This is a genomic window from Streptomyces sp. NPDC091289, assembly GCF_044757365.1.
Lineage (GTDB): Bacteria > Actinomycetota > Actinomycetes > Streptomycetales > Streptomycetaceae > Streptomyces.
Genome location: NZ_JBIVUT010000015.1, coordinates 165,123 through 182,594 on the forward strand (window position 1 = coordinate 165,123; position 17,472 = coordinate 182,594).

Here is a 17,472-nt window from a genome sequence, read left to right on the forward strand (position 1 = left end):
CCCTCACCGGTCATAGTGACGGATCCGTCATGCGGGCAGGCCGTGTCCGAACCCAGTACGAGCGGGCCGCGATGGTCAGGGCGATGCCGTAGACGGCGAAGGCGATCATCCCGATCCAGCCGACCAGCAGCGCGTCACCCGGGGTGGGGAAGTCGCCGCGCCGCACCGTCACGACGCCGGCCGTGGCCAGAGCCACGTACCCGATCCCCACGACGCCGTACGGGGCGAGCGTGGCCGCGCCGAGCAGAGCAGGGGTGAGCGGAAGCCGGCGCGGAACCCGTCGCCCGCGCAGGAACAGCGTCCAGCGCGGGAAGACCTGCCCCCACGGGCGGACCAGACCCCAGAGCAGGAAGACGCCGAGCGCGGCCAGCAGCGCGGTGGGGTCCAGGCCCCAGGACTCCAGGGTGAGGAAGATCCCCGAGGCGCCGTTCCGCTCCGAGACCGCGAGCATCTCCTCGCCGGTGACCCCCGCGAACGTGCCGCCGGACGCCCAGACCAGCTTCATCGCCGCGTACGGGACGAAGGCCAGCGTCCCGGCCCACGCCGCGAGTTGGACGCGGCGCGGCGCGGCGGACGGTGCTCGTACGGCGGTACCGGCAGGCGGGCGGTCGGACCGGGCCGTGGCCGTGGCCGCGAGCAGGACCGCACCGACCGCTGCCAGGGCCTTGTTCGCGGTGGACGCCCGGCTGTCGACGCCCTGGCCGAACATCAGCGTGATCACATCCATCAGCAGGCTGAACGCGGTGATCCCGGCCAGCCCGCAGGCGATCCAGAGCAGCACGCGCAACCCCGGCCGCAGCCCGTACCGCACCACCGCCCCGCTGACCAGTGCCACCAGCACACCCACCGCCAGGACGGCCCACCCCAGCCCGGTGGCCCCTGAGCCACTGCCGTAGTGGAACAAGGGGGTCCCGCGCAGCGCGCACACCAGGCCGAAGCTGGCGTACAGCACCGCCCACAGCATCGTCGCCCAGGCCGCCCAGGCCGCCCAGCCCGGCCATCGCCGCCACCAGGTTCCCCAGATCGCCGTCATCGTCTGTTCAGAAGCACCGGTCATGCTCCGAACGTGGCATCGACCGGGGCGGGACGGCGTCAGCCGCCGGAACGGTTCACCTCCCCCGCTGGGTGAGTGCCTCTGATACGAGGGGAGGAGTCACGTGCGTGTCAGGAAGACATGGCGGCCCGGTCGGACTCGCTCCGCAGAACACAGAATTCGTTGCCTTCGGGATCAGCGAGGATCGCCCAGCCCGCGCCGTCGGGCTTCCGGTGATCAGCGACAAACGTGGCACCGAGGCCCAGCAGCCGCTCCACCTCCTGATCGCGCGAGGTCTCGGGCCGCAGACACAGATGGAGCCTGTTCTTGACCGTCTTGGCCTCGGGCACCTGATTGAAGTACAGCACCGGGCCCTCCGCCAGCATCACCTGGGTCGCCTCGGCGCCCGGTCCGTCCTCCGGATGCAGCGGGCGGCCCGTCACACTGCTCCAGAACCGTGCCAGCTCATAGGCATCCGCACAGTCGATCGCCACGTTCTGCACTACCGAAACCATGCGCGCCAGCCTTCCTGATTTCCCCGCCGATCGCCACCGAGCTGCGGCGCGCGGCGACCCCTCACACCAACTGCCGGAACCAGCGCAGCACGTCCGCCGTGCCCCGCACATTGGACCCCAGGTGTCGCGATCCCTCGTAGTCGACCGCCCCCAGGTCAACGACCTCCCCCTCAACGCCCCGGCCGCGCAGTGACGCCGCGCAGTGCGCCGTATTGGCGGTGGTCGCCTGCTCGTCGCCGCTCGCCATGTACAGCCGGACCGGCACCCGGGGCGTCCAGTCGCGGCACACGCTGTCCGTCTCCCGCAGGGCATCGGCGAGGCCGCCCCGGGGGTGGGCCAACAGGTCGAGGCCGTACGGGGTGAGCAGGTCGTCCAGAGAGTCCGGTGTGCCCTCGAAGAGCTGACGTCCGGTGTGCTCGCCGTCGAAGAGCGCTTCGACGGCGGGGTCCTGGAAGACCGCGCCGGGGCTGTCGTACACGTGATGCACGCGGTTGAAGGCGACCAGTGTGTACGCCGCGTAGATCACGCTCGACTTCGGATCCAGCTCCCCCGCGAGCAGCGCCGGGAGCTCTGCTCCTCCGAAGTCGTAGGCCCCGCTGATGGGCGCGAGCGCGCCGAGCCGGAAGTACCGGTCCTCGCCCGCCTGAAGGGCCCGGCCGAGCCCGAGCGCGGCGGAGGCTCCCTGCGAGAAGCCGGTGACCAGGACCTTCCGGTCGAGCGGGTGGAAGGCGCGGGCCGCCCGGAGCAGGTCCAGGGAGGCGGTCGTCTCGGACGGGACGTGCATCCAGGGGTGCGGTCCGGGCCCCGTGCCCATGCCGAGATAGTCGGGCGCCACGGCGGCGAACCCGGCCGAGGCGTAGCTGACGGGCGGCCCGGTCAGAAACGTGCCGCGCTGCATCGAGGGCGCGTCGCTGCGGTGACTGCCGGTGCCGTGCGCGAACGACACAGCACGCAGTCGGCCTTCCCGCCCGCGCGGCAGGACGACCAGGCCGCTGGCCGTGGTCGGGCGCCCCTGCGGGTCGACCGTCCGGTAGGTGAGGCGGTACGCGTCCACCCCGTGCCGCGCCTGCGAGGCGTCGAACCCCGCCTTCGTCAGCTCGGCGGCGACGGCTTCGCGGGTCTTGAGTGTGTAGAGGTGTTCGGCGTGGAGCAGGGCGCCACGGCCGCTCTGGTGCTGGGAGTGCGCGACGGGGAGGTGGGCCGGTGCTGCTGCGAGCGCACCCGTGGCCCCGGCTGCGGAGCCGATGAGCATGACGGCGCAGGCCACTGCGGTGGTGAGGCGTCGGCGGACGGGCATAAAGGTCTCCTCAAGTCGGCGCAGGGGCTGATGAGTTGACTCTCGCTTCCGTGATCGCCGGGCGCACTGGTGCAGCCCCCCGGAAGTGGGTGGGGGCCAGCCGCCTCTTTCCAGGTCCTCGTCGCCGAGTCAAGCCGAGTCAAGGGGCCTTGAGCGTGTCGCGGAGGCGGGCGATGTAGGCCCCGACGTCGGGTGCGTCGGCAGGTACCCCGGTGGGTCCGGGCGGGTTCGCGACGGCCCCGGGCCGGTGGTCGGCGCGGCAGGGGCGGCAGAGACCGTCGGGGAGGGCTTCGGGCCGGCCGGGGGCACCGCAGTCGGTGCACTCCACCAGGACGCGCGGGGCGGGGGCCCGGGGTGAGCTGTGCTCGGCGGACAGCCGGGGCGGCATCTTGTCGGCGAGGCGGCGGCGGACGAAGTGCACCGGGAAGTCGACTTGGGCCGGAAGCCCTGCGGTGAGCGCGGAGATCAGATACTCGGCGTCCACGCCCCGGGCGAACCACTCGGCCGCCTGCGCCTCCAGCGCGGCGCAGTCCCCGGCGGACAACGTCAGGCGGTTGTCCTTGTGGCCGAGCTGGGCCAGGGAGAGGTAGGCGGGGGAGCGGGGTGCTTCCGGGGCGGTGCTCCGGCCCGGTTTCGGAGGCTTGGTGGTGGCGGCGCGCTGGTCCGGTACGGAGACGGCGGCGGAGGTCGCCCCGGGCTCCGACGGCTCCGATGATTCTGACGGCTCCGGGGCGGTGTCCGGGGCGACGTCCGTGCGCGGGAACTCCGGCATCTCGCGGGCGGCTTCTCCCCGGGGAGCCTCCGGCGGTGCGGGCGGCGGCGGTTCCTCGGCCGGCACACAGGGAGGCGGAGGGGCGGAGCTGCCGGCGGCGGCCGCTTCCGGTACGGGGCCGGTGGCCCGGGCGGCCTTCTCGGTGGCGAGGTAGGTGTTCCACCACTCGTTGTCGTGGGCGGTGCGGGACCAGAAGGTGCGGAAGACCCAGCGGGTCTCGTCGCCCGAGCCGACGACCGGGCACCGCACGCGTCGCAGATGCCCGGCGACGGACAGTGCGGTCAGGGCGGTGGAAATCGCCTGCTGCCCGTAGAGCGGGAGCTGCTTGGCGAGTTGCTTGACGCTCATCGCGGCACCTTCGGGGAGGTGGTCGACGAATCCGGCGACGTACCGCTCGCGTGTCGGCAGGAGGGCGAAGTCGTGGGGTGTGCGGGGGCGTTGGTCCGGGGCGGTGCGTTTGCCGTAGCCGGGCTTGGCCATCGGGTACGGGGCGGAGCGTGCGGGGGCAGGCAGGGCGGAGCTAGTGTTCTGTGTAGCCACGGGATCGACTTTCTGGTGTGTGTCGGTCTTGCGGTGAGACCCCGGCCTGGTGCGACAACACCGAGTCGGGGTCGATTAGTTCTCGCACCGTAAGCAGTGGTGACGCTCCGCCGCAAGCTGTCACGATTAGTCATACTTGCTCGCCGTGACGGGGTAGGGAGGTAGGGAGGTTTTTCCCAACCCCTTGTATCTGCCTGCCGGTTAAAGAAGGCGCTCGAATCCCGGTCCTCGCATCCCGAAGCCCGAAGCTTGGGCCCCGAGCTTCGGGGCGGGACGCTGCCTGCGTACACCCGGACGAGTGACCCGACCGTCCCGAAGCTCGGGGATCGAAGCCCGAAGCCCGGGTCTCGGGTTACTGGGTTCGAGTGCGGGGCGCGGAGGGTGTCGACCTGATCGGCCGCCCTGGTTCCGCACGCCCTGATCATGATGGCGGCCGGAGGAGCCTTCGCGTATACGCACAACCGGCGAGTGCGTGAAATGCACCTACCGTGAACGCGGCGTCAGGATCGTGGTGCGTTTCCATACCCCGGCCGGTGACACCCACCAATGCCTGGGGCCCGCGGCATCCGCTGCCACCGCGGGGCTGGGCGAGCGGGTCGACGTCATCTACGACCCCCGGAACCCCGAGAATGCCGAGCTTCCGCCAGTCGCCTATCGCAGCGCGATCATGCTGCTGTCCATCGCTGTCCATCGCTGGGCTCATGGCGACGGCGGGGGTCGCGGTCCTCGTGTGGATCTTCCTGGCCTAGTGGCCGACCGCCGGGTGCCACTCGCGGCGGAGGAGGCCGAAGACCCAGGAGTCGGAGACGTAGCCGCTGACCACGCAGTCCTCGCGGAGAGTGCCTTCGCGGATGAAGCCGAGCTTTTCCAGGACCCGGGCGGACGCCACGTTGCGGGTGTCGGTCTCGGCCTGGACGCGGTTCAGGTCCAGGGTGTCGAACGCCCACCGCAGGACGGCATGCGCGGTCTCCGTGGCGTATCCGTTGCCCCACGCGGCGGCATCGAAGACGTAGCCGAGGGACGCGCTGCGGAAGTCCGGGTTCCAACTGGTCAGGCCGCACCAGCCGATGAACGATCCGTCGGAGACACGGTCGACGGCCACCCGCGCCCCGGTGCCTTCCTCCTCGATCGTCCGGCAGGTCGCGATGAAGCGCTGGGCGCGGGCCGGATCGGTCCACGGCGGGGAGTCCCAGTAACGCAGCACGTGGGCGCTGCTGTGCAGCGCGTAGAGCGGCGCCGCGTCGGCGACGGTGAACGGCCGCAGTCGCAGGCGGGCGGTGTGCAACTCGGGGGTGGGCAACGTCATGCGGAGGATCCTGCCGCGTCGCGCTTGCCCCGGCCATCCGATTTTCCGGACGGTCGGGCGCGTCCGTCCCCGGTGAGTCCGCAGGACCGTGCCGGCACAGCGAGCGGAACGGCGGTCGTACCAGCGACCGGCGCACCCTCGGGATGCCGACCAAGTGCGCTTCGGCGGCAGGTCTCAGGCACGCCGAGCGGTCAGGCAGCACACCGGGCGCAGGATTCAAGACCCAGCTTCTCCCGCGCTTCCTCTTCCGGTACTGCCGCCCACTTGTCGACGGTATCCCGCTTACCGGTCAGAGCTGGGCACTCACCGTTGACGTGGTAGGCGGTGCGGTGGATGCCTTCGCGGTACATGACGATCCGCATGCTCTGCTGTCCTCTCGGTCGTCGACGTGACCAACGTACGTCAGCCAGCGGCAATCATCGGCTTCCCGAAGCTCGGTGATCGAAGCCCGAAGCCCGAAGCGCGTAGCCCGGGTCTCGGGACTCGGGTTCCGAGTTTCGAGGCCGGAGTCCCGGGCCAGGGCTACTTCGTGCTCTGCCCCAGGGCCGTACGCAACCAGTCGAGGCTTCCTTGCGCCAGGAGTTCGTCGGCCAGGCGGTTCGCAGTCCCGGTGACGAGGCGGCCCCGGCTGTTGTCGATCCAGCGCTGGGCATTCTCGTAACCCCGGGCCTTGTACTCGATGCCCTGGAGCATGCACTCCAGCTTGTCCGCGTCCCGGGCGCAGACCGCCTCCGGTGATTCCTTCGCCTCGTACTCCGCGACCACTGCGCGGACCGCCGAGGCCAGCACCTCGGGCATGCCCGCCGTCTGGTCGGCGGTGACCTCCTGCGGGTCGCCGGCGGGCGCGTACTTCTTCCCGAGGTGGTTAACGTCCCCGGTCCGGGTCTCCTGCGTGTCGTGCCACACGGCGAGGTAGGCGGCCCTGGCGGGGTCGGCGCCCTCCAGCTTCGCGATGATCGTGGCGATCAGTGCCGTACGCCATGAGTGCTCGGCGACGCTTTCGGGGTCACGGACCCCGGCCATCCACCAGCCGGTGCGCCGCGTCTGCTTGAGCGTGCCCGCCTCGTACAGAAAGTGGCCCACCGCAGACAGATCGTCAGTCACGACCCACTCCTCTCACGCCTCGTCGGCGAGGCGGATTGCGTACCGGATGCCCTCCAGCTCCCGGCGTGTCCGCGCCGACAGCTCCCGACTATCCAACATCACGGGTAGGGATGCGCGTAGTTCGTTCCCGATCACGGTTCCGGGGCGCAGCAGGTTCGGACGTGCTGCAAGCAGTGCCCACAAGGTGTGAACGTTCAGATCGAAGAAGCCGTGGTCCGGAGTCAGACCGCGCACCAGGTGGCGCATCAGCTTGTCGCCGGGCCACGGGCCTGGCTTCGCAGCGGCGATGAAGTCGTCGGACAGCTGGACGTGTGGTGCCTCGCCGATCCAGTACGCCCAGTAGTTGAGGTTAGCTGCCTCGCCTGCGTCGTCCTCGGCGAGCGTCACGGTGATGAAGTGCCTCATCCGGTCCCGGTCGCCCTGCCTGGCGGCGACGGCCGCCACCGAACGGGCGTTGAGCCAGCCCGTCAGCCAATCGTCCGGTCGCTCGGTGCGTTGCTGTTGGGCCAGCCAATCGGAGGTATCGGATGCATCGTCGTACCCGGCCAGGTAGAGGGCTTGGCGGCGCAGCAGAAAGCAGTGCCTGCCACGCGCCTGCTCTGCGGCTTGACGCATGTGGGCAAAGAAGCGCCTGCGGTCGGCAGTGGGCAGCTCCGGCCCTTGCGGTACGGGCCCCCTGCGGGGTCGCGGAGGGCCGGGCAGGGCCCGCAACGGCGTCGGAGTCACGCCGTTGAGTGGCCAGGACAGCACTTCCACCAGCTCACGCTGCATGACCCACGCGCCGATCGGGCTGTCTTCGGTGGGTACGTCCTCGTTGAGAGTGGCCGTCAGCAGTACGTCGGCCTCCGTGGCCCGTTCCAGAGCCAGGAGCAGGGCCGGCGCGCTGCCCAGCCGTAAGAGTTGATGGCGGTGTACGAGCATTTGCCCGACCGGTACGGCGGTCAAGGGGCGGCGCCCTGATTCCCAGCCTGCGACAGTGTCGGGCGAAACCCGCAACCACTCCGCAAGAGCCTCCTGGGTGTGGCCCAACTGCTCTCGAACCAGACGGAATACGTACCCGGACACCATGCCGCCGCGGCTTCTGACCGGCATTCCCCGACCGCTGGTCAGGGTTGTGCGTGATTCGCTGCCCATGGCACCCCCCTTTGCCCGTCGACCGCAGTCGGACACCCGTACCGGTGGTCAGTTCAAGCGGCGGCCCCTGCTCCCTACCGTCGTAGTGACAGTGACGACCCCGCGACTGAGGGTAGTGGAAGGCGTTTGTCGTGACGATGACGATCAAGGTGTACGAGGTGGACCGCGACGGCCGTACACAGGTGCTCCGACCGGAATCCGAGGTGACCCCGCTGGAAGAACCGGAGTATTCACACGAGTTCCCCGCCTGCGAGTGCCGCATCTGTGTTGGCGGTGCCTCGTGAAGACCACTACCTCTGGAGACACCGCATACCGAACCTGGCTCGGGCACACCCAGCACTGCGCCACCTGCCGCACTGGAGTCTCCTGTCCGACCGCTGTCCACCTTGGCCGCGCCTGGCGGGAGGCCCGGCGCGGATGAGGTGTTACGGGGCGGGCGACGCGCACGATTTCCCGGTCGAGGACGAGACGGGGGCCCATTGTCCGGAGCACGGGGTGACGCTGTTGTGGTGTGGTGACCCGATCACCGCCGCCGATCTGGCTGAGGGAGCGGGGGCCCAACTCGGTGGGTTGCAGGCCGGGGTGGACGGACCGTACGGCGTCGTCTGTCGCGGTTCCTCGGTGTCGGGCCTGCCCGCCGCGCATGCCCTCTGCCTGCGGCCGGATTGCGCCTGCCCGTGCCATGCGCCGTCTACCGGGCTCCCGGAAGCTGGATGAGCATCAGCCTGTCGGCCGCGGATGTCCTTACTTGCTAGGTGAGTCGCGCACGCCGGTCACCGGCGTGCGGGATTCGCCGACTTCGCCGCCAACTGAATCAGATCCACCGAACAACAGAGGAGATGGACGATGACCACCAATCCCGTACCTGTCGAGGCCGGTAAGCATGGCGGGCCGCCGTCGGACAAGCCGTGGACGCCGCCGCAGGAGCCGAAGCCGTCGCCGGACGGCAGTCGGCCGAAGTTCTCCCCGCAGCCGTGAGCACCGTGCAGAAGGTCCCTACGTATCCGGCACTGGTGAAGGATCTTGCCGATCGAGGTCTGCTTACCGCCCGGTGGCGGCAGGTGTTCGACGCTGTGCCGCGCAGTGGGTTCGTTCCGGCGGATGTGTGGCGGCAACTCCCCGATCGGTGTGAGCCGGTCGTGGGGACGGATGCGTGGCTGGCGTTGGTGAACAGTGACGAGCCGGTCGTCACGCAGCTCGACGACGGGGTCGAGGGCGGGCCCGGTGTGGCGACGTCGTCGAACTCGATGCCGTCGATGGTGGCCCGGATGTTCGGGTTGCTCGATGTCGGGGACGGTCAGCGGGTGTTGGAGATCGGGACCGGGACAGGATACGTGTCCGCGTTGCTCTGCGAGCGGCTCGGTGACGATCTGGTCCATAGTGTCGAGCTGGATCCGGTCGTGGCCCGGCAGGCGGAGGAAGCTCTCGCGCAGGCCGGATACCGGCCGCACCTGCGCGTCGGCGACGGGGAACAGCCCTGGCCCGGTCTGGGGCCCGTGGATCGGCTGATCGCGACGTGCGCATTGCGGTACGTCCCGTACACGCTGCTCCGGCAGGTGCGTCCCGGCGGGGTCGTCGTGGCTCCGCTCGCCCGGGAGTTCTGGTCGGGTGCTCTGGTCCAGCTCCGCGTCCGGGATGACGGCACCGCGACCGGCCCGTTCTGCGGCGGGGCCACGTACATGCCGATGCGAGCCCATCGCGTATCCGATCTCCACGAGGTTCGGGGGAAGGGGCGGGCGCGAGCCGCAGGGCTGGACCCGGCCCGGCTCCTCGATCTTGGGTTCGCGTTGTATGCGGGGGCTCGGCTGCCCGGCGTGCGGCTTATTCACCAGGGCACCGCCGGGGGTGTTCAGGTGTGGGCTACCCGTGAGGACGGGGGTGCTGCGACGGCCGCCACGGGGGAGGAGGTGTGGCAGTACGGGCCCGGGTTCCTGTGGGAGGAGATCGAGCAGGCCTGGTGGGAGTACGAGGCGGTGGGGCGGCCCGAGGCCGGGCAGTTCGGGCTGACCGTGACCGACCGGGGGCAGCGCGTCTGGCTGCGGGACCCGAGCGAGATCATTCGCCCCGCCAGGGGGTAACCCGTGTACGCTCCCCGGCCGTGCGTACGACCTGGGGAGCGCTCGCCCACGCGAGGATCACATCCGACGCGACGGCCACGCCCTGACCCAGGCGGGAACACCCCCGCACGCGCGGGGACGACTCAGCGCCCGACGGGTGCGTCTTGGCGATGCCGACTTCACCAAACACCCCCGCACGCGCGGCACACCCGTGATCCCGTCAGAGGCCGGAGAGCCCGGCTCTCCGCATATGGAGCTCGGAGCGGACGAGTTCGAGGAGACGGCCCGTCCAGTTGCGTCCTCGGCCTGCGTTGTCGCCCCAGTGGATCGAGTCCACGTCTTCGTAGATCAGGGTGGCGTCGTCCGTCGCCAGCAGAATCTCGGCCAGCTCGGGATGCTGGTCGTACTTGGCGCGTAGCAGGCCGGTCATGACGGCGGTGCGGACGTGGGCCCAGTCCTCGCGGCGTGATGCTCTGGCCGCGAGCCTGCGTGCTGCGGCAGAGGTGTCCGCTGCGGCGATGGTGTCGTGGGCCTCCGGCTCGGCGGCCGACAGGGCCGAGTAGGCGTGGGCGACGGAGCGGTAGACGATCTCCTGCACGGTGATCGGGGCCGGGTAGTCGTTGCGCAGGCCGAGCTGACCGGGGTGGGCCTCGGGCTCGCGCGGGAAGGAGTGGTGGAGGTGGATCGCCGGGCTGTGTGGAGCCGTTGGTCCGTCCGCGAGAGCCTGTGTGTCCCGTACGGCCATCCACCGGGCCCGGTCCTCGAAGTACGCGAGAGCCCGGTCGTAGGCGTCCTGAGTGACCGGCGGGTCGCCCGGCAGGTACGTCGTGCCGCCGGGGCCTGCCGCCAGCATGCGGAGCGGCCAGTCCTTGCTGTCCATGTCTCCCAGGGCGTAACGGCGTTTCGATGACGGGATGGACAGGAAGGCGTCGCGGACCGCTTCTCGGTTCTCCTCCGTCCGGTCGGCGAGGAAGACGTCCAGGGCGGCCAGGCAGCGGCCGGTCGAATCGGGGCGGTCGTTCAGCCGGTCGATGGTGTCGCGGACCTCGGCGGCGAACAGTTCGGGGGTGAGGTTGCTCCGGGACTCGCTGAATTTCCAGCGCGCCAGACCGTGTGCGGAGGCCTCGGCGCCCTCCGGGAACGTGGTGGCCACCCAGCCGGTCCGGAGCTTCTCCTCGAATTCCTCCACCGTCACCAGACCCCAGCAGTCGATGAGCCCGTCGGCGTAGATGACGAGGTCGGTGAGGAAGTGGGTGCCTCCGTTGCGGATGAAGGCGTGGCGCCAGGTTCCGGGTATGCGGACGCCGTCCGCTGTGCGATGGGTGATCCGGTTGCCGATCATCCGGTGATTGTGCCGCGCCGGTCGCGGGAGGGCACGGGGCCTGCGCTCGTGTTCAACGTGAGCGGTTGGCGGCGGGAGGTGGAAAAGCGGTGGACAGAGATCACGTGACCGGCACACTGGCCCGAGTGAAAAGACTGCTGGTGGATGTGGAGAGCGTCACTGCACGGCTGGTACCTCGATTCGGTCCCCGGGTTGCCGATTGGTGCGCCGACGCGCCGGATCTCATCGCGCGGCTGGCCTCCCGGTGGGGGCTTTCTCTCGATGGGCCCCTCCCGGACGGCGCTTCGTCGGTCACCTTGCGGTGCCGTTGGCCCGACGGCACGCCTGCGGTGCTCAAGGTCAGCCCCGAGCGGGACCTGATGGCCGAACAGGCCCGGATGCTGGGGTGGTTCGCCGCCTCGGGCCGGGTCCCCTCCGTGCTGGCCGCCGATGAGGAGGCCGGTGCCATGGTGCTGGAGGAGGTCGTGCCCGGGACATTGGCGGAGGACATGCCCGCTGCTTCGCTTCCGGGACAGTGGGCGGACCTGCTCGCCGCATTGCACGGGGTCGCATCGCCTCCGCAGCCGACGCGGGTGCTGCGTGGCCGGTGCGAGGAGTCCTTCGCACGGGTCGGCCGACGGCTGTCCGAGCCCGCGATCAGCGCACGGATGGACGTCGCCGCGTGGGACAGGGCCATCCAGCGGTGCGAGCGGCTGCTGGACACGGAAACGACCACCGTGCTGCTCCACGGCGACCTGCACCTGGGCAACGTCCTCGACGGTGGCGCGGACCGCGGCCTCATGGCCATCGATCCGAAAGCCTGTGCCGGAGATCCATGCTTCGACGCCGTGGACTACGTCGTGGCCGGCGCCGGTCTTGAGGGCGTCGAGGCCCGCTGCGAGCGCGTGGCCACGGCGTGCGGACTCGATGGCGAACGGCTCCATGCCTGGAGCCGAGTCATCGCGCCGTTCGCGGCCGTCGCTCACCTCGGTGACGGTGGTGAGGGACCGGTGATCGACGAACTGCTCGCATTGAGCCGGTGAGTACTCCCGGCCCCGGCAATGACCTGCCCGGCCGGGCAGGTCATTGCCGGGTGAGAGCGCGGTCCGCTTCCCGTCTCACTCCTGGCGCAGGCTCGTGATCAGCTCGCGGGGCAGCCCATGGGTGTCGTGGAGGTAGTGGAAGTCCTCCTCGGTCAGCGGGCCTCGGAACCGGGGCTTGGCGAGCACTCCTCGGCCGCGTTCCAGGAGCTGGCCGAACCGGTGCTCCTCTTCGCGCAGCATCCGGAGCACGTCGCCCGTGCGCATGTCCTGCCGGAAGTGGTCCAGGGTGTGCCGGACCAGCTCTTCCGGGAGGTCGTCGATACCCCGCGAGGGGGCCTCCCCCTTCCGGAGCACGGTGAGTACGCGTCGTAGCAGGCGGCGCAGCACGTAGCCCTGTCCCGTGTTGGCCGGGCGTACGCCGTCGCCGAGCAGCACGACGACCGAGCGCAGGTGGTCGCTGACCAGGCGCAGTGAAGGTTCGTCCAGGGACCACAGGGCCGGTACGAGGCGGCGCCAGGGTGCGAAGACGTCGCACTCGAAGACGGACGGCTTGCCCTGGAGCAGGGAGGCCAGCCGCTCCAGGCCGAGGCCGGTGTCCACGTTGCGCTGGGACAGCGGTACGAGGGTGCCGTCGTCGAGCCGGCGGTGGGTCATCGTCACGTGGTTCCACACCTCCACCCAGCGGTCGTCGCGGGTGGGCGTCGACTGCGGCGGGCCGTCGCCGCTCCACAGGAAGAACTCCGAGTCGGGGCCGCACGGGCCGACCGGTCCGTTGGACCACCAGTTGTCCTCCACGGTGAGTTCCACGGGGACGCCCAGGCCCTGCCACAGCTCGACGGAAGCGGTGTCCGGACCCGTCCGGTCGTCACCGGCGAAGGCGGTGGAGTGCAGCAGGCCGGGATCGATGCCCAGGCCTTCGGTGAGCAGCCCGTACCCCCAGTCGAGGCTGCGCGGGCCCTCGTAATCGCCCAGCGACCAGGTGCCCAGCATCTCGAAGACCGTGAGGTGGGTGGCGTCCCCGACCTCGTCCAGGTCCGTGGTGCGCAGACAGCGCTGTACGTTGACCAGCCGCTTGCCCAGCGGGTGGGGGCGGCCCTCCAGGTAGGGGGTGAGCGGGTGCATGCCGGAGGTGGTGAAGAGTACGGAGTCGCCGGGCGGTGGCAGCAGCGTCGAGCCGGTGATCCGGCGGTGGCCGCGCTCTTCGTAGTACTCGACGAACGTGCTGATCAGCTGGTCCGTTTGCATGGGAGTGGCTCCTTCGCGTTGCAGCGGGGGAGGCACCGGAGAACGGGACCGTTCAGTCACCCGGCCGGGGCCAGAGGCTCCACGGCACTGCCGACGGACCGTTTCCGGTCGCCGGGGGGATGAGGAAGGTCAGGCGGCGGCAACCGGCGAGCTGGTCGCTCGCGCGGTCGCGGTGGTGCTGGGGCCGGTGACGTTCATACGGACGACGATAACGCGGCCCTGCCCGCCGGAGCACACGAATTTGCGGCACCAGGGGATGCAAGCTGGCGCGTCCGCGTCCGCGCCCGCGTGCTCGAAGCCGGCCCATGGCGTCATGACGGGCGAGCGAGGTATGCCGTTTTGGCGTCGGGCGAGAAACCGCACGCCCGGTAGAAGGCGTGCGTGGCGCGTTTGCGCGAACCGGTCTGCAGCATCGCTTTGTAGCACCCCGCGTCCCAGGCGGCCCGGAGCGTGCCGGCCATGATCTGCTTGCCCAGACCCGCGCCCCGCAGAGCCTTCTCGACGACAACGTTCTCGATGACCGCGTACGGCGATGCGGAGCGAGTGAGGTTCGGGATGACATTCAGATACGACGTGGCGACGATGGCCCGGTCGACTTCAAGGACGAACACGTGCAGGCCGGTTGAGCCCAGGATCTGCGCGAACACCGCTGCGTCGGACCCGTCGCGGAGCACCGGATCCTCGGGTTGCAGTTGCCGGTAGAGGCGCATCACGTGTTCGAGGTCGCCGAGCTCGGCCTCGCGGAACAGAGTCATGTCCGCAGGCTAGCGCTGCGACGCGAGATGGTGATCTTCGCGCCCGGGCCGCGGCTTGTCGGCTGACATGGCCGGCCCGGGCGCAGCCGCGACGGACTTGCGGCGGGATCAGCCCGTGATCAGGCGCGGCCGCGCGAAGTCCGTGTTGTCGACCACCGCGTCCATCCTCGGCAGCGGGTTTACCTCGTCGAGGTACAGGCGCTCCGCCACCAGGTAGCGGTCGCGGTGGATCGTCTCCGCGTCCGAGCCCGCCCAGTTCTGGTCGCGTTCCGCGCCCCGGCGTACGGAGAGTTCGGCGTCCACGTCCATCCAGACGCGGAAGTCCCAGTACGCGTCGATCTCGGGGCGGAATGCGAAGACTCCGTCCACGATCAGCACCGAGTCCGGGGCGAGCCGGGTCGTGTCGGCCGCGTGGTTCTGCTGGGTCAGCGGGTCTATGGAGCACAGGGCGCAGGACCCTCCTGCCTCCGGGCTCCGGGCGGGGTCCAGCAGGAGGCGTTTGGCCGCGTCGTAGTCGTACGCGTTGCGGTAGTAGCCCTCGCCCGACTCCCGGTCGTACAGGTGGCGGTCCTTCCACGGGTTCTTGAAGTCGTCCAGCGTGGCCCGGAGCACGGGACGGCCCGACGCCGCGATGCGCGCCGCGAGTTCGTGGCCGAAGCTCGTCTTCCCCGCAGCCGTGAAGCCGTCGATGCCCACGAGCAGCCGGCCCGGGCCGAGGGCCCGTACGCGCTCCGCGAGTGCATCGGTCAGGGCGCTGCGCTCGGCCGACGCCGGTGCGGGGCAGGGCTGTTGCCAGGTCGAGGGCGAGTGGCGTACGGAGGCTGCGTCAGTGGGTCCCATCGGCCGATCCTCGCAAAGGCTCCTGGCGGGCCCGTAGGTGGGCCCGTTCGCCCTGGTGGCCGAAGAGGACCAGCAGTTCCACGGTGCGGTGGTCGTCGGGGCCCACCCAGTGCGGCACATGCGTGTCGAATTCGGCCGCTTCGCGCATTCAGAGAGCTACCGCACCAAGCCTTGATCAGGCATGAAGCCCACGACGTCGAGTCCCCAGCGGTCAGGCCCGTGCGACGGTGAACAGTAGTGGCGACCGAATACCAAGATGGGCGGCCGAGTCGACAACGGTCTCGGCCAGCCAGCCGACTGCGTCACAGGACCACTCTGCCAACTCGCCCGACAGCACGATGCCGTGCATAGGCGGACCGCCCCAGAAACGGTCGTCGAACGGTGGAGCGGGGAAGCTGTCCAGGGGGATGTGTTCGTCAGCCGCACCTACGAACACGCCCTGGTCCAAGCGGCTGAGGTAGCGAGTGAGCTGCGAGGCGACCGCCGGGACCGACGGGGTGCGTCCGCTGTCGATGCGGACACTCACCGATGCGCGCGACCGTGGATCGCACTCGCCGAACCAGTCAGGCGTCTGCATGGACGGCACCACCGCATAAGCCGGGCGAGTCGAGGCGTCGACTCCCTGAACCGGCAGGAGGACCTGCACCGCGCCGAGTTGCACGACACCGATCCGCTCTGTCGTGTCCTGCGCGCACCGCAGGAACGGCTGCACGGGGAGCGGCCTGTCACTGGCCACCTCGCTGGCCTCGACCTGGAACCACGAGATCAGTTTCGACGACGGAGCGGCGAGAGGGTGGCTCCACCCCGCGTCGTTCATGGCCCACAGCCCCGGTGCAACGATCGTGCGCTTCTTGGGGGCGGCTCCTTGCACAGCGCTCGACCGGTCGTCGAGCCAGCCCATGGCGAGCGAACGCTGGAGGAACAACTGGTACGCGTCGTGCTCGGAATCGGGATCGTGCCAGGCGTGCGGAACGAACTCGCCGTAGAGAGCGGCGAACATGGTGCCCGCGGTGCGACAAGACGTTGGTGCGATCCCCGGTCGCGCGACGGCATCCTGCTCTGACATGTGTCCGCCCTTCCCTGTACTCGGCTGCGGCTGCCACTGCCTGCCCCTGAGAGGCAGCAGGCGGTGCACCTCAGTAGACGCGACAGTTGACCTCACTCTGGTTCATCGGCTTCTCGCCGGTGTCGATCTCGCCGATCACGTCTACATCCACGTGATTGCGCCACGACGTCCGCTGGGTACCGCGGCAGTCGCGGCGGGCTGCCGTTCGGTGTGTGCTGCCGCCGCCGGGCTTAAGCGTCTTGGTCTCTGAACATGCCTGCTGGCGCCAGGTGTTGTCCGTGTACCACTCGTACAGGCAGTTGAACACCTTGGCACGGTCGTTGCTGCAGTTGCCCTTCTTCCACCACCCGTGTCCGGACGCCGCTACCCCGGTACCCGACCGGTGAGGATTGTCCCTCCCGCTGACCGGCGTACATCCGAGCGCCATAGGCTGCCGAGTTGTATCTGTTCTCTCTGCCGCATCCATGTCCATCACCCGACCGACGCTGTCCAGGTAGACCGCGGACGCGTCGGAGCCAGATGGTGCGACGCCAGGCACCGCAGCGCCTGGCCGCGCGTCACCATCCCGGTCGGATGCTGTTGTCGTCGCAGCCGACGCGCCCCCGATCGTTGCGGACCATTTTCGAGCCGTTGACCCTGACTCGATCGGGAAGAAGGGGAAACTTACGTCTATAGGGTGACTCCAGATGCCGCCCGGGTACAGCTCGCCACCCAGCTACTGCCTCATAGGGCCCCATCGGCCGATCCTCGCAAAGGCTCCTGGCGGGCCCGCAGATGGGCCCGTTCGCCCTGGTGGCCGAAGAGGACCAGGAGCTCTACGGTGCGGTCGTCGTCGGGGCCGAGCCAGTGCGGAACGTGGGTGTCGAACTCGGCCGCCTCGCCCGGCTTCAGCACCAGCGTCCGTTCGCCCAGGATCAGCCGGAGCCGCCCGGCCAGTACGTACAGCCACTCGAAGCCCTCGTGGGTGCGCAGAGCCGGCTCGGTGCCCGGTCGCGGCGGGATCAGCAGCTTGTGGGCCTGGACCCCGCCGGGGCGGCTCAGCGGTACGTACGTGAGGCCGTCCCGGGTGACCGGGCGGAGGTGGATGCGCGGGTCGCCCGTGCGGGGCGCGCCCACCAGTTCGTCCAGCGGCACCGCGTGGACCTCCGCCAGCGGAAGCAGCAGCTCCAGTGTGGGCTTGCGCGTGCCGCCCTCCAGACGGGACAGGGTGCTCTCGTTGATCCCGGTCCGTTCGGCCAGCTCGGCGAGCGTCATGCCGTGCCGGTGGCGTAGTTCGCGAAGGCGGGGGCCCACCGCTGCCAGGACGCCGTCCTTCGATGCCCTGGGTGCGCGTCCTGCCGCGTCTGTCTCGTCTGCCGTGTCCGATGCCGGGTCCGATGCCATGTCCGACAGGTTGCCGAAACGGCATGGCAGCTTGCAAGGGCGGCAGGCCGCGGCGCACCTT

Annotated in this window: 19 protein-coding genes and 1 pseudogene; 4 read left to right on the forward strand and 16 right to left on the reverse strand. The window is 70.0% G+C overall.

Annotated elements, in window-relative coordinates; translation table 11 throughout:
* Nucleotides 1-10 precede the first annotated feature (10 nt).
* The 8 genes from ACIQPT_RS21520 to ACIQPT_RS21555 form a co-directional block, all read right to left on the reverse strand.
* Nucleotides 11-1,057 carry a hypothetical protein gene (locus ACIQPT_RS21520; RefSeq protein ID WP_401157497.1) on the reverse strand — a complete coding sequence of 349 codons (1,047 nt, stop codon included), beginning with the start codon at nt 1,055-1,057 and terminating at the stop codon, nt 11-13.
* A 107-nt stretch (nt 1,058-1,164) separates the two neighbouring features.
* Nucleotides 1,165-1,548, reverse strand: a complete 384-nt coding sequence (locus tag ACIQPT_RS21525) for a VOC family protein (RefSeq protein WP_401157498.1) — start codon at nt 1,546-1,548, stop codon at nt 1,165-1,167.
* Nucleotides 1,549-1,609: 61 nt separating this feature from the next.
* Nucleotides 1,610-2,845: a lipase gene (locus ACIQPT_RS21530; protein ID WP_401157499.1), complete on the reverse strand. Its 1,236-nt coding sequence runs from the start codon at nt 2,843-2,845 to the stop codon at nt 1,610-1,612.
* Nucleotides 2,846-2,984: 139 nt separating this feature from the next.
* Nucleotides 2,985-4,097, reverse strand: coding sequence for a MarR family transcriptional regulator (locus ACIQPT_RS21535; RefSeq protein ID WP_401157500.1), 1,113 nt, complete (start codon nt 4,095-4,097; stop codon nt 2,985-2,987).
* 805 nt (nt 4,098-4,902) lie between these two features.
* The gene (locus ACIQPT_RS21540; protein WP_401157501.1) at nt 4,903-5,463 is read right to left on the reverse strand and encodes a GNAT family N-acetyltransferase; all 561 of its coding nucleotides are present in this window, start codon (nt 5,461-5,463) and stop codon (nt 4,903-4,905) included.
* A 191-nt stretch (nt 5,464-5,654) separates the two neighbouring features.
* Nucleotides 5,655-5,825 carry a hypothetical protein gene (locus ACIQPT_RS21545; protein ID WP_401157502.1) on the reverse strand — a complete coding sequence of 57 codons (171 nt, stop codon included), beginning with the start codon at nt 5,823-5,825 and terminating at the stop codon, nt 5,655-5,657.
* A 160-nt stretch (nt 5,826-5,985) separates the two neighbouring features.
* Nucleotides 5,986-6,567 (reverse strand): HD family hydrolase, encoded by a 582-nt coding sequence (locus ACIQPT_RS21550; protein WP_401157503.1) that lies wholly within the window; start codon nt 6,565-6,567, stop codon nt 5,986-5,988.
* A gap of 12 nt (nt 6,568-6,579) precedes the next feature.
* On the reverse strand, nt 6,580-7,701 hold the full coding sequence (locus tag ACIQPT_RS21555) for a helix-turn-helix domain-containing protein (RefSeq protein WP_401157504.1): 1,122 nt from the start codon (nt 7,699-7,701) through the stop codon (nt 6,580-6,582).
* A 131-nt stretch (nt 7,702-7,832) separates the two neighbouring features.
* Here ACIQPT_RS21555 and ACIQPT_RS21560 point away from each other — a divergent pair, with 131 nt between their 5' ends.
* The 3 genes from ACIQPT_RS21560 to ACIQPT_RS21570 all read left to right on the forward strand — a co-directional run bounded on the left by ACIQPT_RS21560 (nt 7,833) and on the right by ACIQPT_RS21570 (nt 9,779).
* Nucleotides 7,833-7,985: a hypothetical protein gene (locus ACIQPT_RS21560; RefSeq protein WP_401157564.1), complete on the forward strand. Its 153-nt coding sequence runs from the start codon at nt 7,833-7,835 to the stop codon at nt 7,983-7,985.
* 562 nt (nt 7,986-8,547) lie between these two features.
* Complete coding sequence (locus ACIQPT_RS21565) at nt 8,548-8,679, forward strand: hypothetical protein (RefSeq protein WP_401157505.1); 132 nt, start codon at nt 8,548-8,550, stop codon at nt 8,677-8,679.
* A complete protein-coding gene (locus tag ACIQPT_RS21570; RefSeq protein ID WP_401157506.1) occupies nt 8,676-9,779 on the forward strand; it encodes a methyltransferase domain-containing protein in 1,104 nt (367 codons plus the stop codon). The genes ACIQPT_RS21565 and ACIQPT_RS21570 overlap by 4 nt, the downstream gene beginning before the upstream one ends.
* Before the next feature lie 199 nt (nt 9,780-9,978).
* On the opposite strand, the gene ACIQPT_RS21575 is transcribed toward ACIQPT_RS21570, so the two are convergent.
* Nucleotides 9,979-11,100: an NADAR domain-containing protein gene (locus tag ACIQPT_RS21575; RefSeq protein WP_401157507.1), complete on the reverse strand. Its 1,122-nt coding sequence runs from the start codon at nt 11,098-11,100 to the stop codon at nt 9,979-9,981.
* Nucleotides 11,101-11,246: 146 nt separating this feature from the next.
* Between ACIQPT_RS21575 and ACIQPT_RS21580 the strand changes: the two genes are divergently transcribed.
* Nucleotides 11,247-12,122, forward strand: a complete 876-nt coding sequence (locus tag ACIQPT_RS21580; protein WP_401157555.1) for an aminoglycoside phosphotransferase family protein — start codon at nt 11,247-11,249, stop codon at nt 12,120-12,122.
* Nucleotides 12,123-12,197: 75 nt separating this feature from the next.
* Here ACIQPT_RS21580 and ACIQPT_RS21585 read toward each other — a convergent pair whose 3' ends face one another.
* From ACIQPT_RS21585 to ACIQPT_RS21615, 7 genes and pseudogenes are all read right to left on the reverse strand, one after another.
* Nucleotides 12,198-13,367 carry an alanine--tRNA ligase-related protein gene (locus ACIQPT_RS21585; RefSeq protein ID WP_401157508.1) on the reverse strand — a complete coding sequence of 390 codons (1,170 nt, stop codon included), beginning with the start codon at nt 13,365-13,367 and terminating at the stop codon, nt 12,198-12,200.
* Nucleotides 13,368-13,678: 311 nt separating this feature from the next.
* Complete coding sequence (locus ACIQPT_RS21590; RefSeq protein WP_401157509.1) at nt 13,679-14,122, reverse strand: GNAT family N-acetyltransferase; 444 nt, start codon at nt 14,120-14,122, stop codon at nt 13,679-13,681.
* 108 nt (nt 14,123-14,230) lie between these two features.
* Nucleotides 14,231-14,962: a uridine kinase gene (locus ACIQPT_RS21595; RefSeq protein WP_401157510.1), complete on the reverse strand. Its 732-nt coding sequence runs from the start codon at nt 14,960-14,962 to the stop codon at nt 14,231-14,233.
* Nucleotides 14,949-15,104: pseudogene (locus ACIQPT_RS21600) on the reverse strand (XRE family transcriptional regulator); the annotation flags it as partial. The gene ACIQPT_RS21595 and the pseudogene ACIQPT_RS21600, both read right to left, overlap by 14 nt.
* 69 nt (nt 15,105-15,173) lie before the next feature.
* Nucleotides 15,174-16,028 carry a hypothetical protein gene (locus ACIQPT_RS21605; protein WP_401157511.1) on the reverse strand — a complete coding sequence of 285 codons (855 nt, stop codon included), beginning with the start codon at nt 16,026-16,028 and terminating at the stop codon, nt 15,174-15,176.
* A gap of 70 nt (nt 16,029-16,098) precedes the next feature.
* Nucleotides 16,099-16,335, reverse strand: coding sequence for a hypothetical protein (locus ACIQPT_RS21610; protein ID WP_401157512.1), 237 nt, complete (start codon nt 16,333-16,335; stop codon nt 16,099-16,101).
* A 416-nt stretch (nt 16,336-16,751) separates the two neighbouring features.
* Nucleotides 16,752-17,411, reverse strand: coding sequence for a helix-turn-helix domain-containing protein (locus ACIQPT_RS21615; RefSeq protein WP_401157513.1), 660 nt, complete (start codon nt 17,409-17,411; stop codon nt 16,752-16,754).
* Nucleotides 17,412-17,472: the final 61 nt, after the last annotated feature.